This window comes from Paraburkholderia ginsengiterrae, from assembly GCF_001645125.1.
In the GTDB taxonomy this organism is placed as follows: domain Bacteria; phylum Pseudomonadota; class Gammaproteobacteria; order Burkholderiales; family Burkholderiaceae; genus Paraburkholderia; species Paraburkholderia ginsengiterrae.
The window spans coordinates 195,367-210,453 of record NZ_LXKA01000221.1; the positions used below are offsets into that span (position 1 = coordinate 195,367).

Genomic DNA, 15,087 nt, shown 5'->3' on the forward strand with positions numbered 1-15,087 from the left:
CATCGAAACCGGTCTCGGCAATCCGTCCGAAAGAGCTCGTTTCTGGCCGTCTGCCCCACCTGACCCAAGTGCTCGCGAATTGCAGTCGGTCAGACACCGACTGCTTCCGTCAGAGGCACGTGACCGTCATGCGCTCAAGTGTGGCGAGGTGCATAAGCCGAGATTTTTCTCTTCGCCAGGTAAGACAGCGGGTGCGAAGGGGAGCAACTTGCGAAATTTTGTTACGCAAACTGTGGGACCTTTCTAGCGTCGGTTGGCTCACCTGACCGGGGCACCGGGGTGTCTCACTTTATGCTTCCCAAAATCCCACTTGATGGTCCCCGCTACAGATGGCGCAATCACTGCGATGTTGGTACCAGCGTCACGTAATGCGGTGTCAAGTTGACACTGCCAGAGGTGCCTCCGATAGTGAGTCCCACGGGCATCGTGCTCACGCCCCTCGGGAACTCATATTCGCCAATTGCGAACAACTGGTACGTCCGCGGTGTGCTGGTAGAGGAAATGGAGATGAACAGATTGACGCCGTTTACGGTTCCCCGATACACGTAACCCTTGCGAGGCAAATCGTCGGGCACGAATGACCCTGCCGGCAATTTGAGGGTGAGCGCGCCAATGGTCAGCGTGACCGCCTGGGTGGGCGGCGTGATGCTAGTGCTTGAGGTCCCCAGCGTGAATGTTTCGTTGGCCGCAAACGCGGATAGCTTGGGCGCGAGGTACAGCGTCGCAGCAAATTTCGAGAAGGGCGCCGAGCTGAACGTCAAGGCCACTGAGGCAGGCCCCGTCCCCGCCGCGAAGGGCGAACCGGAGACCGGCGTCAGGGCGCCTCTCGTGGCGTTGATGATGTACGCAGAGACGGTGTTGGATTCGTCATTCACGACGTAGGCGAAGCCTGGCGTCTGGGCCCAAAGCGGGCTCCAGACAAGACCAACGAATAGCGCCAAGGCAGCCAAAACGGTTGCCCGCAGGGCGCGGGACCTAAAGTACCACTTTGAAGCTGCATGGGGGGAGCGCATCGCAGTTTCTCCTAGTTGACTACGGCCAAGATTCCTTTGAACAGCTCGACCATCAGCTAGCTCGACACATTCACGGACGTCTTCTCATCGGAAAACATGGGCGGCTTCCAATTTTAGTTTTTGATGCACAGGCCAATGCGACCTCGCGAGCGAATTGTTGGCAGGTTCGAGAGGGGCACCGAAATACCTAGGCAGGCTTAAGCTTGATTCACTTAGCTGATTAAAGTTAGCAGACAGCGCCTCCAGACGGCATAGTCAATATTGACTATGCCGTCTGGAGGTTGGCGCCTTCGCGAAGGGTGCCGCTCTGACCTCAAACGGTGCCAATATTCGGCTTTGCAGTCAGAGTGATGCTCATAGTCGGAGCAGGCGTTTCAGCCGGCTGTCGTTGCCGCAGATTCCTCGTCATTGTTCAAAGGTTGGCCCGAGGCCCTCGCTGCGTTGCCACGAGACGTACCTCATTGCGCCGTCCACTTTTCGGCAATCGCCCTCAGGAATCACACGTCGCTCAAGGTCCGCCTCAACGTGTCGCAGAACCACTGCTGAGCGCCAGAGTCCTCGGCATGCGGATACCAGTACAAATTCACGTCGAAAGACTGTATCTGGAACGGAAGCGGTAGGACTTTCATGCGCCCATCGCTTGCGAATGCTTTCGCGACACGCGTTGGCAGCGCGAGCACGAGGTCTGTGGTTGCGATTGAAGAGAAGAGACTGGTGAAGTGTGGAACCCGGAGGACAATCTTCCGTTGAAGTCCCATTGCACGATGTTGTTTGAGGGTCTTGGCGGTTTGCGCAAGCGTCGCGTCAGTGCTGGCCGGCGTTCAGAAGCATCCAATACCTAGTCGACTCTAAGGGATGAATGACGGACTACGCGGGGTAAAGATTCCTGGCACAACGCCGTAAACCCGTCTATCTCGTTTGTGCGAAAAATCTCTTGAATGTCTGCAGTGACCCACAAAACTCCTGTGCTAGCAAAGGCGTTCGCTCTGGTTACGATACTTGCCTCGAGTGCATGCGCAACCCGTCCGCCAATCGCCTTCGACCCACCGCCTCCAGCGAAGTGTTGTTCCGTCTGGCAGAGTGCTCACTTTGAGGACATGGATGCAAACGGGGTCAGCCACGCCCATATCAGTCTGACAGGAAGTCCGACGTTCGACTTCACTGAGGGCAGGTCCACTTTTGTAGCCTACAAGCTGCCCGAGGTGGAAGCGAATACAGTTGAAGTCGACACGTACGTCAGCTCTGATTTGTTGCCTCTGGCCACGGTTTTCAGACCGCGTGTTCTCTTTCTCGATGCGGGTCTCAAAGAGGTCGGCGACGGAAAGCTGGACCCGATGGAAAAAGGCTCAAAGTTCCTTGGGGATGCATACTACTTTGCAACGACGCCGATTCCTCCTTCGGCGAAGTACATCGTGGTCTACGCCGCATCGTCCGCAAATACCGACCGGCTGGTTGCTCGGTCAGCGAACGGTTCACTCTACGGTCTTCCGAATGCGTACGAAGGCGATATCTCAATCATTCTAAAATGAACTGGTTCTCTCACTCCCCGCGATTTCAACGACTGTTCGCAGCCACGGCCTGCGCGACACTGCTTGCCGCCTGCATTCCCACCGATATCGTGCTGGCTCCAAATGAAGCGAGTGCCCGTGTCCGGTTCCGCTTCGTCGGAAACGGAACCGATGACGTGCTCCAATACACTCCGGCAAAGTGTCACTTCAAGATGGACCCGGCCACGCGGTCACTTGCATTCATTACGTATCAGCACAACACGTTGAATCTGAACTCGGCGCTATCTCCGCCGCCGAAGCTGGACATGCCTAATGACATCCCGGACGTATCGAAGCTCACCTACGCTGAAGTTCGGGTCAGGGCGGGAATTCCCCTCGAGTTCGGTTCAGAGTGGTCAAAGGGCAACGGGTATGTGATGTACAGCTCAGCCAAGTTTGCCCAATTCACGCCTGAAGCATCTGCCGACTATGACGTCACAACAGGCGCCGATATCGGCAAACCAATTGAGCTAACCGTGACGCAGTTGAAAGTTGTAGACGGTCGTGTCGAGCGGTTGCCTGTAGCGGCAATAACCGTACCGGCATGCAAGAGTTTGTGAACGCCATCGACTCGCGGTCGGAGTTGCATATGCTGGTGAGGTGACTAAAGTTTTTGTTCTTCGCCCTAGTTGCCCCGCTTTTGGCTGTCGGCAAGGAAATCCAGATGGGGGAGGGCAAGGGTCCCCGGAGACGGCTGAAACGCGCCAGGCTGCTACACTACCTAGCTCGAAATCATGTCGTGACTCACCATGCAGAACAGCTATCCGAATCGCCAGTGGATTTACGTTAAACGTCCCGAGGGGCGAGTGGGTCCAGAACACTACGAGTTGCGCGAGGAGGTGCTCGTTGGCAACCTGGCTGCCAACGAAGTCATCGTGCGCGCGAGCATCATTAGCGTCGACCCCTATATTCGTATTCAGCAGCACGAGCGCAACACTTACGACGTGCCTCATCCCCTCGGGATTGTTCAGCGCGCCGGCGTTGTGGGGCAGGTCGTCGCGTCTGCCAGCCCGCTCTTTGCCGAAGGCGACTGGGTTTCAACGTACAGCGGCTGGCAGCTTTACGCGCGTTGTCATCACAGCGAGCTGACGAAGCTGGACCCCAGCGTGGCTCCCGTGTCCACAGCACTTGGCGTCCTTGGGATGCCTGGGCGCACCGCATGGTTCGGCCTGATGGATGCCGGTCGTCCGCGCCCGGGAGACACATTGGTCGTCTCTGGCGCCGCAGGCGCGGTCGGCTCGCTGGTTGCTCAGTTTGGCAAGCGCGCAGGATGCCGGGTTGTCGGCATCGCTGGCGGCCCGGACAAGTGCAAATTCCTCACGGATACCCTCAAACTCGATGAAGCGGTCGACTACCGCGCATATTCGACTTTGGAGTCGTTGAGCGATGCCATACAGGCGGCTACCGGCGGGGTCGACGTCTATTTTGACAACGTCGGCGGCCGCGTCACCGACGCGGTTATTCCTCTCATCAAGCGCCGTGCCCGCATCGTCATCTGCGGGGCAATCAGCCAATATGACGGTGGACTGGACAAGCCCGACCTGGGCCCACGCTTCCTGCAACATATGCTCTTCCAACGAGCGACGATTCAAGGAATTCTGGCCCGGGATTTCATCAACCGAATGGATGAAATGGTGGCCACAGTGGCACCCTGGGTTCGAAGCGGCGAACTTCATTTCCATGAGACATACGTCGACGGATTTGATGAGTTGCCCGCGGCACTCAACAGTCTCTTCGACGGACGGAACCTTGGTAAGCTGCTAGTTCGCGTCTAGTCGCATAGTTTGCAGAGCGGCCCGGATATGGTTAGCCGGGACCGCCTCGCCGGTTACTGATTGCGGGCGGCGCCGACAATGTGCCGACTATCAATTGCGGTGCCCGGCGACGTCGGTGAGCTTCAGGCACCCGGAGTAGTAAGCGATTGCCATTCCTTGACGAGTTCAAAGTTTTCGCGAAACCATCGCCCGCGGAATACTCTCAGGCCGTTTCGATTCACACGGCTCGCGTACTCGCCCATCAACCAGAAATGCCGGATTGCGACGAATGTCGTGACCGCTTCGAAATCGACCGATGAGATGGGCTCAACACTTCGGTAGCCGTTCACAAATTGCTTCCAATTGGCCTCAACCTTCTCGTCCGGACTCGCTAGCCCCCGTCCCAGCAGGTTGCTCCAGAGGTACACCGCGATGTCGTAGGCAAGATAGCCTGGTCCACCGTCATCGAAGTCGAAGAATGAAGCTACCCGTACACCGTCGGGGCCATCGCTCATCAGCGTGTTCCCACCATGGCAATCGCCGTGGCATGCGACTGGTGCGAGGTCGGTGAGCGTAGCTATTCGTGCTTCAAGCGTTTGCGCAATCGAAGTCAGCAGTTCGCGGACTTCTTCGCTCAAATCTCTAAGCGCCAGCAGACGCGCTAACGGGCGGCGCAGAAGATGGTCAAAATCGAGCCGGTAGTTACTCTCAGGGCCAGTGTAGTCTCGTGAGAGGACGTGAATACGAGCGAGTTCCGCGCCCATTACCGCGATGTCAGTGGGCTCATTTCCGGGCGGTTTGCCTGAAAGAAAATCGAAGACCACCAAAGAACGCGACCCTTCAGGCGCGGCGACCTCCACGCTGTATGCCCCGTTTCTAGCTCTCCAAGGTGCCGCGACTGCCGCTCCGGCCGATTTCAGATGCTGCAGCAAAGCCGTCTCGTAGTTGACGTTCGGCACACCTCTTTCCAGGCGGGAGCTTAGGCGCGCAACGCAGCGCCGCCCGTTCGCCAGGGCTACTTCATAGATGTCGTTAAAGCCCGACTGCAACAACGTGCAATCCTCGATTGGTCCGATTCCGAAAGTCCGCCCAAGCACTCTTCGAATTTCGTCGCCCCCGATGGTCGAATAGACTGCCTGAATTGGGCTTGGACCATCAGTCACTTGGGTCAGCATCTTCGCAATCCATGGAGTGAGCATCAGCGTGAGATTATGCTCCGACTCTTCGGTCGAAAGAATCACGGCGCAGGTTGCAGCATTGCATGTAAATGCCAACTTGATGCATCTCGCATCACCCTGTGGGTCTTCGTCCGCCTAGGCTCATAGTCAATCGTCTGGGATAGGGGTCTAGTATGTTTCTGGCGGACCTTGAATCCAGGCATGTTTGAATATTCAGTCTCGTCGCTATCAGTCTGAATCTCCAAATTACCGGAGTATGGACCTATCAAGTTTCGGCACTCTCTGCCGATATGTCTAATAACCCCGTGATTGACTAGCTGCTGGCGCCAAGCGTTCAAATCGCGTCTGGAATCGTTCACGCATAGCTGTTTTGGTGGCGACCAATTCGTGACCTATCGTGGAAACGGAATCGGAGAGTTCGTGCCTCAGACAGGCAAAGACTATGAACTGAAAGTCGTGGTTGCACTGAAGAAGCCAATGCAGCTTGTGGTCGATGAACTACAAGTATTCGAAGGCAATATCGTCCGGGCGCCGGTGACAATGAATAAGGTGCATCTGTGCGGAACCTGAGCAGTTGGCTCTGATATCGCAACTCCTATTTCGGCTTAGTTTGGTTGATGCCGGGTCCTCCTAAAATGCATCGTATTGAAGTCGCATCAATGAAAAAAATCTCTTTCTTCGTCGCTGGAATCTGCCTCCTGCTCTCAAACCAAGCAGCTCTTGGCGCCGATGGAGCGCCGTCGTACACCTTCACGCCTGCGGCGCCTCAAGTTGTGACGCCCCCAGAAGCAATGCTCGATGACCAAGTCAGGAAGTTGGGCTTTGAACCCAACAGCGACGCTGGAAAACTCGCCAAGAAATGGGTCGTGCAAATCGCGACGGACCCGGATTGGAAGAGCGTTATGGCGCACGCAAGTGGGCGGCCAGGCGACAACTCCTCCAATGACGGCGTAATGAGTGGCTTCGGCGCGAATCTGTCGGCTCAAGAGCGCGAAGCTCTGCTGCGTTTGTTTCTAGGCGTCGTTTCCGGATTGAAGCCAGAACAATGCGAACGGATGTTCGGCGGAGAGGGGCCACCGGTTGGTTCCAATATCCTGTCTTCCAGACAGCTTTACGCGCTGATGACATTACTGAATTCCGCAGTGAAAAGGAGCGCGCACAGCGATGCGCCCAAGGAGTCCTACTCGATTGCACGAGCACTCGATGCAGACAGTGCTTTAGAGATGCACATGGAGGCGATGCTCCGCAAGAATAAAGAGATTTCTGCGAGCGAAATGGAAGACGTGCCCGCGATACTGAAGGGCAGGCATGCGTGCATCGCCGCATCTGCAATGCTGCGGTCATTCCTTGAGGCAACCGAGCCCACCAGGACTGTAGCCACCTGGGATTTTCTTTCGTCGCCGTGGCATGGCACTGCAAGCCAGCATGTCCTCCAGACGGCTGAGCATTATGCTAACAGCGAGTTCGACCTGAACAAATTGCCGGCACAGCTTGCTAGCCGCTTGCCGGCCCCCGGTTCGAGGCCGTTGGGTTTTCGGAGCGTGGTGGTTGAAGGAGATTGGGAGAACCGCTCACGTCCTGAGTTTGACGCGAGGTATCGCAAGACATACTGGAACCTTCACAACTCTGGGGCGGTTGCGACTTTCCTAAGCCGGGCGGACGCCGACAAAGAGATTGTCTGGGGTTTTTTCCAAACAGAGTTCGGCTTCGTCGGACTGAGGGTCCAGGAGGTTGGGACCGGGATTCGGATTTTGCCACCGGAGGTGTTCCCGGCCTCGCAATTTTCAATGGCGAGCGAAAGTAACTTTGTTCCTAAACCTAACAGCAGCTTCCACATACCAGCAACTCAGCCGTCAATGGAGGATGTACGCGATTACCAATGCGAGACCTATGGAAAATATCCTGCATCGAAGGTGTTTCCTGATTTGAAGGGCGATGCGATGGATGTCAGTTGCCAGGCGGTATCGGGTACGGGCTCGACGAAGCATCAGATTCGGGAAGCTTACCTGGTCGATTACAGCATCTCGGTCAGGTTATTTGAAATCGATAAGGACGGACTGACCATGTCGCGCATTCGCAGCGTGACCGTAACGCAATAATAGAGCGCTTGAGGCGCAGGAAGTTGCGTTTCCGTGCCGCCACCCATGCTCGCGCCCGTCGCGAGCGGGCAAGGTGTCGTAGCCGTTATGAAAGACGCTACACGAAGCCTACGACGTCTGTCTCATAGTGCCTGTGTTGCTGTCACGAGTGCCGCGTAGGTAAGCGAGTCCGCCGCTGATTCAGTTTAAGTCAAGAGTATGAGCTACGACCTCTTCTTCGATTTTCCGTCCACCGTGCAGGCAGCAGAACTGGAGCGTTATTTTTCGAACCGTCCCAACTATCAATTGGCGAGCGGGGCGTTCTACCAAAACCAGGCAACGGGCGTCTATTTCCAGTTTGCGTGGTCTGCTGACCCCCACCGGAATCAAGCTGTATCCAAGGTAAGCTTCAACATGAACTACTTCCGTCCGCATGTTTTCGGGCTCGAAGCGGAGCCGGAAGTTCGTTCGTTTGTTAGTCGCTTCATGCCGCAGGTTCAGGACCCGCAGAAGGACGGGATGGGTAACGGTCCGTACTCGACGAAGGGTTTTCTTGCCGGTTGGAATACCGGAAACGAGTATGCGTACGCTGCGATTCTCCAGATGCAGACGCCGTCGCATAAGTTCTTCTCGCTGCCAGCGATCGAGCTTGAAAAGGTGTGGCGGTGGAACGCATCTATTGCGACAACTCAAGCGACATATGGTGAATCTCTCTTTGTGCCACGAATCATGACATTGTCAGTAAACGGCGAGTTGCGTACCGTTGTGGTCTGGGGTGATGGGATTCCCGAACTCATCCCGGAGGTTGATCTGCTACTGGTTGTGCGCGACGAACTGGCACCGGAGTCGCCGGGTGGCCCGCGCCAGAAGGACCGGTGCCTCATCACACAGGAAAGTGTAGATGCGATTCTCGCGCCGCTTACGGAGGGTGGGTATGCAATGAGAGTGCGGAAGCCGCGATATAACGCCGCTCCACAAGCCGTTCGCACTTTCATCCAGTCCCTCGCACCGACCTCAGCGCACATTACAGGCGTCGCCATGGAAGCAATTCTCGATGCGGAATTGGTCCGCAAATTCGCGAAGTAAATATGCTCGGGGTCCCTTCACCAAGAGTGAGCGCCAAATTTTGTCGGAAACCCGTATTCGGCTCGCTCACAAACGTGATTCCTTATATCGTCGTTAAGTTTACGGTCTGTACCCTTCAGAAAACACGTAGTACTGGTAGAGGTTATACCCAATCATCACCGGAAAGATGAGGCCGATTCCGATCAGCATGAACACCAGTGTCGACGAATCGGAAGCGGCTTCCACGATACCCAGCTTGCCCGGGATAAAGTCGGGAAAGAGGCTGAGGGCAAGGCCGATAAACGAAACGAAGAACAGGGTGACCGATGCGCGGAACGGACCCCGCGAGCGCCCCCTGATCAGCGAGCCGATCACGTACACGTATGCGAGCGCTGCTGCCGCGTCGAGCCCGACCAGCAGATGAAACACGCCGGGCCGGGTCCAGCGGTCGTGCCCCACTGCGCTGATAAACCAGGCCGCGGCGCTTGCGTAGCAGGCTGAGTATGCCGATGCCGATGCCGAGGTCGAAGCCGTCGGTGACCACGTAGAACGCCAGCATCAGGCCGATCAGGCCGAACCAGGTGTACGCGAGCGTCGTGTGAATCGAGTTGTCCATGAGATGTCCTCGTAATCGGATTGAGTCAGTACCCGCTGACGGCCGTCGCCGCTTCAGCCTTGACGGACGCGGATGGCGTCAACTTGAGATCGGGACCGGTGCGCAGCCAGTTGCGCGCGAGCACGAAGAAGGTGAGCAGCAGCACGACGTTGAAAGCGCAGAACATCACCATGCTTAGGGTGACAGACGATGGCGCCACGCTCGACACAGCGTCCCTGGTGCGTAGCAGCCCGTAGACGATCCAGGGCTGGCGGTCCACCTCGCGCACAATCGCATGAAGGTGAGTGCCAAGGTCTTCGCGGTCCTCGTATCAGTTCCCGAGAAGAAACCTGGAGAACCCTCGTGCACTACCGAAGAGGCGTGATTCCGCGAATGCGCCAACGCATCGTTGGACCGTCGCTGGCTTGCGTGTTTCGCGCGCATGAGGACGTCATACCAAGGTGTTATGTTGGCGCCCCCCGTGTGCGGGTGCTGTGCCGCGGGGCCCGGCCAATGCGTCGGGACCGCGCAGCCTTTGCTGGCGCGCCGCAACCGGGTAGCACCGTATCCCTATGGATAATAGTTTCGGATAAATATCCCAATTAGTATGGAATTTGCGACGCAAGCGCCGCATTGGCCGCGTAGCGCCAGGGGGCAGCCGTCGAACGTGCCCGTCCCGCTAATCAACCAGGCGTGAGTGCAGCATGATAAAGATCGGTCGAGTAACGGTATCGTTGGAAATGCGTGAGATGTACCTGGATGATCGGCTGGTCCAGGTCGGCTCAAGGGCATTCGATATTCTCGAACTGCTGATCCTGGCGAGAGGCAAGACCGTCACGAAAGACGAGATTCTTCGACGCGTGTGGCCGAATTCAGTGGTCGAGGAAAATAACATTCATGTCCAGCTTTCGGCGCTCAGGAAAATCCTGGGTGCGGACAAGCACGCGATCTGCACGATCTCCGGGCGGGGCTACCGGCTCATTGTGCCGGCTGAAGCGACTGCTCCGGCTGTGTTGCCCGAAGCCGTCCACAGCGGGCAAACGGCTGCGGCGCGCCGCCATGGTCTGCCGGTTTGCCACGTGCCGTTGCTCGGGCGCGAGGGCGCGATTGCCGACATCATCCGGGCCTTGCAGGAGACGCCGATTGTCAGCTTGCTCGGGCCGGGAGGCATCGGCAAGACGCAACTCGGCATCGCGGTGGCACGGTCCATCGCGGCCGCGTCCGAGGTTGACGTGTGCTTCGTCACCTTGGCGGCGGTGGAGAACGCCCAGGGCGTCATCAATATGATCGCCGGAGCGCTGGGCGCGGGCCATGCCGATGACGAGGCTACCCTGCAGTCGCTTATCGCCGCGGTACGGGGACGCAAGTTGCTGGTCGTGCTGGATAACTGCGAGCACGTGATCGACCCGGCGGCAACCGTATGCGAACTGCTCGTCCAGGCAAGCGCGGACCTGCGTATTCTGGCAACGAGCCGTGAGCCGTTGCGAACCCGTGAAGAGAAGTTCTATTGGGTGGCACCGCTCGATACTCCGGATGCAGGCGCAAGCCCGGCCGCGATTCAAGCCTGTAGTTCAGTTAGGCTGTTTCTGGCGCAGATGCGCGCGTTCAACGCGGAGGTCGAGACAGACGCCGGCAGCCTCGAGATGGTGGCGACGATCTGCCGCCGGCTCGACGGTGTGCCGCTGGCTCTCGAACTGGCGGCGGCGCGTGCCGCGGTGTTCGGTATTCGTAAGACGATTTCCGGGCTCGACGACCGGTTCCACTTTCTGACGGGCGGCCGTCGCACCGCGCCGCCGCGGCAGCAGACGCTGGAGGCGACGCTCGACTGGAGTTATCAGCTTCTCAGCACGACGGAGCGTATCGTGCTGCACCGGCTCGGTGTTTTCCCGGCAAGGTTTTCACTGGAAGCAGCGTGTGCTGTCGCAGCCTGTGAGCGGCTGTCGCACAACGAAGTGACGGAGGCGATCGTCGGTCTGGCCTCCAAGTGCGTCGTCATGACCGCCCTCGACAGCAAGACCAAGGAATACTTCCTGCTCGAAACGACGCGCGAATATGCGCTGCGCAAACTGTATGAATCGGACGAGGCCGATGACGTGCTGACGAGAAGCGCGGCTTATCTGGCATCGTTTTACGCGCAGCCTCGCGCGCGCAGTTTCACGACCGCGAGGCTCGCCGACAACCTTGCCGCGGAATCCGTTGCAACGCGTTAAGGCAACGGCCGAAACCTGCGGGAAAGCATCTTTTGCGTCGGGTCTCATGTACCATGAAGGCACTCAAATCCCAATTTTTCTGGAATCTGAAATGCCTGGTCCCTCGGAGCTTGAGCCGATGGTGTACGTGATCGACGACGAAGACATGGTGCGTGATGCGCTAGGGCGCCTGTTGCGCTCAGCAGGTTTCAACGTGCAGGGTTTTGCGTCGCCGGCGGAGATACTTTCAAAAGAACTGCCCAGCGTGCCGATGTGTATCTTACTGGATATGAACCTGGAAACTACGACCGGCTTCGATGTCCAAAGCCAGCTCGCGCAGAAGGGCGTGCAGGTGCCGATTATCTTTCTGACCGGGTATGGGTCCATTCCAATGTCGGTGCGTGCGATCAAGGCGGGTGCGCACGAATTCCTCACCAAACCGATCGACGACGAAGAGCTGCTCGACGCAGTGCGGCGCGCGCTCGCACAGGACGAAGCCAACCTCGCGGGGCGCGCCCTCAGCGCGCAGTTGCTGCAGCGTGCGGCGTCGCTGACGCCGCGTGAAATGGACGTCTTCGAACTGGCGGTGGATGGCCGGATGATCAAGCAGATCGCGCATGAACTCGGCACGCAGGAGGTGACGGTAAAGGTTCATAAGCGGCGCGTGATGAGCAAGATGGGCGCAAAGACGCTTATCGAGCTGGCAAAAATGTGGGAGTTGATCCATCAGGCGCGGTGAGGATCCGGAAGCAGTCAATATCGCGCCGTCAATCGGCCCCCGTTACTACGTCGGCGGAATTGGAGCAAGGAAGCTATGAGTGTTGTATGCATCGTCGACGACGACGCCTCGGTGCGAAGCGGCGTCGGCAACCTGCTTAAGGCAGTGGGTTATACGGCCGTGACGTTTGCATCGGGAGAGGAATTCCTCGCCTCACCGATGGTCGACGAAGCGCTGTGTGTTTTGCTCGACGTCAAAATGCAAGGCATGCAGGGCCTCGAAGTGCAGCGGCAACTGAACGCGGAGCATCGAAGCATTCCGGTTGTCTTCATGTCGGCGCATGGCGACGACGACTCGGTTCAGCGGGCGCTTCGCCACGGCGCGGTCGGTTTTCTGCGCAAACCCTTTGCGGAAGAACTCCTGCTCGATTCCATCGAGCTTGCTATTGCACGCGTGAGCAGGGCGCACTGACCCGAAGCCGGCAGCGCGCGTTCAAGCGTACTGCAGCGCGAGGTTCGTATGTTCATGAGGCGTCGCGATTGTATCGACGTCGTCCGTCACGGCGCCACGCGTGCGTTGAAAGTATTCGTGTTTGCAGAACATGAGGTCGCTTTCACCTGATTCGGCAAGCATTTGCAGCGCATACGCGCGGGTCGTTTCGAGCAGGTGGTAGGTCATGAGCGAGCCATTCGGCCCGAACATGAGCAGTGACTTCGAGACGAGACCGGCGATAGCCTCGGTGACGTCGTCCGCGCGGAGCTCATCGTACGCAGCGACTTCACAGGCCGCACTGAGCTGAAAGGCGCCGTCGAATACGCTGATACGTCGCAAGACGATCCGTTCCCGCTCGCAGAGAAACTGGTGACTCCAGTCGAGTGCCGCCTTCAGCGTTTGCTGCCGCGGTGGCGCGGTACGAAGCCCGCCGGTGAGCACGCCAAAGCGCTGGTCGAGTCGCGCGACCAGTTCGCTGATGCCGAGTGCGGCGACCCGCGCCGCCGCCAATTCCAGCGCAAGCGGCAAACCGTCCAGGCGCCGGCAGATCGTGCCGATCAGCGTGGTGCTCTCGCCGTCCGCCAGAAAGGACGGCGCATGTGCGTGGGCGCGGGAAACGAACATGTCTACGGCGCTGCACCTGAGAATGTCGTCGTGCCCGGCATGTTCGGCGGGCACTTCCAGCGGCGCCACCCAGTAGATCCGTTCAAGGCAGGTGCGCAAGGGTTCACGGCTCGTCGCCAGAATACGGAGGTTGGGATTGCTCTCGACCAGTTGCTCGCAGATCGAAGCCGCCTGCTGAATCACATGCTCGCAATTGTCCAGCACGATGAGCATCTTGCGGCATCCGATGGCGTGGATGAGGCTCGATGCAGTGACCACGCCTGTCGAACCTGCGCAAGCCAGCCTGTCGGCGATGGCACTCAAGGTGGACTCGGGGCGCTCGACGGTGGACAGATTGATGTATCGAACGTCGTTGAAAAGAGGTGTCAGACCACGCGCCACTTCAAGGCCAAGCTGCGATTTGCCGATGCCGCCGGCGCCGACCAGCGTGACATGAGGCGACTCGGCGAGCGCGCTCTTTACTTCGTCGAGCGCTTTCTCGCGGCCGATGAGCGGCGTGTGACCAAGCGGCACATTGCTCAGCGGCGCAGAGTCCGGATTTGCCGCGCCGTCGCTTCTCGCTGCTGCCCGGTGTTCAATGTCATCGGGACACGTCAGAAGATAACCGCGACCCGGTATGGTCTTGATGAAGTCCCGGCCGTTGCCGAGCAGTTTTCGAAGCGAGGCAATATGCACCTGCAGATTGCTTTCTTCGACGATCGTGTCGGGCCACACTCGCTCGAGAAGCTCGTCTTTGCTGACAAGCTTGCCGGCTGCCTCGATTAGCACTTCGAGAATGTCGAATGCGCGCGTGCCGACGCGCAACGGCTGGCCTTTCAGATAAAGCTGCCGTTGCTCCAGCGATACGTCGACTGGACCGATTCTGATCATGGCGGTTTCGCGAGAGGTTGAGTTGGGCACAGCTGCCACCGACCGCGTGTCTGGTAAAGTTACGACGATCTTACGATTCGCGAACTCCCCCCACGATGAGGGATTCATTAAAGATAGTTAACGCGGCGAGCGACGTGGCCGGCGTTTGAGGTATCTGAAATGTATCTCGCGAGTCGCTCTGGGAAAATTAAAAAAATTTAATCAGATTGGCGAATTGGGGCGTGGCCCCTTTCACCGATAATCGGATGATTCATGGAAGCGGAGCACGCGAGATTTAAATGAAAATCTTGCTCGTCGAAGATAACGAACAGGTTGCCGGGTTTTTGAAGAAAGGCCTGATGGAGGCGGGACATGTGGTCGACTGCGCAGATAACGGCCGTGACGGCATGTTCCTTGCAGCAGGCGAAACCTATGACGCCATCATCATGGACCGCATGCTGCCCGGCGGCATCGACGGCCTGGGTATCATCGCGGCCCTGCGCGCCACGGGAAATCGCGTGCCCATTCTGATCGTGAGCGCGCTGGACGACGTCGACGAGCGGATTCGCGGCTTGAAGGCGGGCGGCGACGACTACGTCGTCAAGCCGTTTGCGTTCGGCGAAGTGCTGGCCAGGCTCGACGCGCTGGCGCGCCGCACGCAAGAAAGCTACGCGGAAACCACGCTGAAAGTGGGCGATCTGTCGATCGATCTGCTGTCGCGCAAAGTGACGCGAGCCGGCAAGCTGATCGCGCTGAAACCGCGCGAATTCAAGTTGCTCGAATACCTGATGCGGCACGCGGACCAGGTCGTCACGCGCACCATGCTGCTCGAAAATATCTGGGACTACCACTTCGACCCTCAAACGAACGTGATCGACGTGCATGTGAGCAAACTGCGTCAAAAGATCGATGCGGGGTTCGAGCGGTCCCTGCTGAGGACGGTTCGCAACGCGGGCTACGTGTTGACGGTGAACGATTAGTCCGA

The 15,087-nt window shown here is 58.1% G+C and carries 14 protein-coding genes and 2 pseudogenes; 10 read left to right on the plus strand and 6 right to left on the minus strand.

Features of this window, described 5'->3' with window-relative positions; translation table 11 throughout:
- Positions 1-338: 338 nt before the first annotated feature.
- Positions 339-1,013, minus strand: a complete 675-nt coding sequence (locus A6V37_RS17415; RefSeq protein ID WP_064270474.1) for a hypothetical protein — start codon at positions 1,011-1,013, stop codon at positions 339-341.
- A gap of 497 nt (positions 1,014-1,510) precedes the next feature.
- Positions 1,511-1,771, minus strand: a complete 261-nt coding sequence (locus A6V37_RS17420; RefSeq protein ID WP_064270475.1) for a LysR substrate-binding domain-containing protein — start codon at positions 1,769-1,771, stop codon at positions 1,511-1,513.
- 339 nt (positions 1,772-2,110) lie between these two features.
- Between A6V37_RS17420 and A6V37_RS17425 the strand changes: the two genes are divergently transcribed.
- The 3 genes from A6V37_RS17425 (at position 2,111) to A6V37_RS17435 (ending at position 4,335) form a co-directional block, all read left to right on the plus strand.
- On the plus strand, positions 2,111-2,542 hold the full coding sequence (locus A6V37_RS17425; protein WP_064270476.1) for a hypothetical protein: 432 nt from the start codon (positions 2,111-2,113) through the stop codon (positions 2,540-2,542).
- Positions 2,539-3,120: a hypothetical protein gene (locus tag A6V37_RS17430; protein WP_064270477.1), complete on the plus strand. Its 582-nt coding sequence runs from the start codon at positions 2,539-2,541 to the stop codon at positions 3,118-3,120. The genes A6V37_RS17425 and A6V37_RS17430 overlap by 4 nt, the downstream gene beginning before the upstream one ends.
- Before the next feature lie 189 nt (positions 3,121-3,309).
- Complete coding sequence (locus A6V37_RS17435) at positions 3,310-4,335, plus strand: NADP-dependent oxidoreductase (RefSeq protein ID WP_064270478.1); 1,026 nt, start codon at positions 3,310-3,312, stop codon at positions 4,333-4,335.
- A gap of 122 nt (positions 4,336-4,457) precedes the next feature.
- On the opposite strand, the gene A6V37_RS17440 is transcribed toward A6V37_RS17435, so the two are convergent.
- A complete protein-coding gene (locus tag A6V37_RS17440; RefSeq protein WP_131799921.1) occupies positions 4,458-5,555 on the minus strand; it encodes a phosphotransferase enzyme family protein in 1,098 nt (365 codons plus the stop codon).
- A gap of 324 nt (positions 5,556-5,879) precedes the next feature.
- Here A6V37_RS17440 and A6V37_RS17445 point away from each other — a divergent pair, with 324 nt between their 5' ends.
- The 3 genes from A6V37_RS17445 to A6V37_RS17455 all read left to right on the plus strand — a co-directional run bounded on the left by A6V37_RS17445 (position 5,880) and on the right by A6V37_RS17455 (position 8,656).
- Positions 5,880-6,062 carry a hypothetical protein gene (locus A6V37_RS17445; protein WP_131799922.1) on the plus strand — a complete coding sequence of 61 codons (183 nt, stop codon included), beginning with the start codon at positions 5,880-5,882 and terminating at the stop codon, positions 6,060-6,062.
- 89 nt (positions 6,063-6,151) lie between these two features.
- Entirely contained in the window at positions 6,152-7,591 is a 1,440-nt protein-coding gene (locus tag A6V37_RS17450) for a hypothetical protein (protein WP_064270480.1), read from the plus strand.
- Between the two features lie 198 nt (positions 7,592-7,789).
- Complete coding sequence (locus A6V37_RS17455; protein ID WP_064270481.1) at positions 7,790-8,656, plus strand: hypothetical protein; 867 nt, start codon at positions 7,790-7,792, stop codon at positions 8,654-8,656.
- 99 nt (positions 8,657-8,755) lie between these two features.
- Here the strand turns inward: A6V37_RS17455 and A6V37_RS17460 are convergent.
- Both A6V37_RS17460 and A6V37_RS39250 read right to left on the minus strand, forming a co-directional pair.
- Positions 8,756-9,115: pseudogene (locus tag A6V37_RS17460) on the minus strand (cytochrome d ubiquinol oxidase subunit II); the annotation flags it as partial.
- Positions 9,116-9,276: 161 nt separating this feature from the next.
- Positions 9,277-9,522 (minus strand): annotated as a pseudogene (locus A6V37_RS39250) (cytochrome ubiquinol oxidase subunit I); the annotation flags it as partial.
- 457 nt (positions 9,523-9,979) lie between these two features.
- On the opposite strand from A6V37_RS39250, the gene A6V37_RS17465 reads away from it, so the two are divergent.
- The 3 genes from A6V37_RS17465 to A6V37_RS17475 all read left to right on the plus strand — a co-directional run bounded on the left by A6V37_RS17465 (position 9,980) and on the right by A6V37_RS17475 (position 12,608).
- The gene (locus tag A6V37_RS17465; protein ID WP_064270483.1) at positions 9,980-11,440 is read left to right on the plus strand and encodes an ATP-binding protein; all 1,461 of its coding nucleotides are present in this window, start codon (positions 9,980-9,982) and stop codon (positions 11,438-11,440) included.
- Positions 11,441-11,531: 91 nt separating this feature from the next.
- Positions 11,532-12,158 (plus strand): response regulator transcription factor, encoded by a 627-nt coding sequence (locus A6V37_RS17470; protein WP_064286159.1) that lies wholly within the window; start codon positions 11,532-11,534, stop codon positions 12,156-12,158.
- A 75-nt stretch (positions 12,159-12,233) separates the two neighbouring features.
- On the plus strand, positions 12,234-12,608 hold the full coding sequence (locus tag A6V37_RS17475; protein ID WP_064270485.1) for a response regulator transcription factor: 375 nt from the start codon (positions 12,234-12,236) through the stop codon (positions 12,606-12,608).
- Between the two features lie 21 nt (positions 12,609-12,629).
- Here the strand turns inward: A6V37_RS17475 and A6V37_RS17480 are convergent, their stop codons facing one another.
- Complete coding sequence (locus tag A6V37_RS17480; protein ID WP_064270486.1) at positions 12,630-14,123, minus strand: ATP-binding protein; 1,494 nt, start codon at positions 14,121-14,123, stop codon at positions 12,630-12,632.
- A 278-nt stretch (positions 14,124-14,401) separates the two neighbouring features.
- Here A6V37_RS17480 and A6V37_RS17485 point away from each other — a divergent pair, with 278 nt between their 5' ends.
- Positions 14,402-15,082 (plus strand): response regulator transcription factor, encoded by a 681-nt coding sequence (locus tag A6V37_RS17485; RefSeq protein WP_064270487.1) that lies wholly within the window; start codon positions 14,402-14,404, stop codon positions 15,080-15,082.
- The last annotated feature ends 5 nt before the right edge of the window (positions 15,083-15,087 follow it).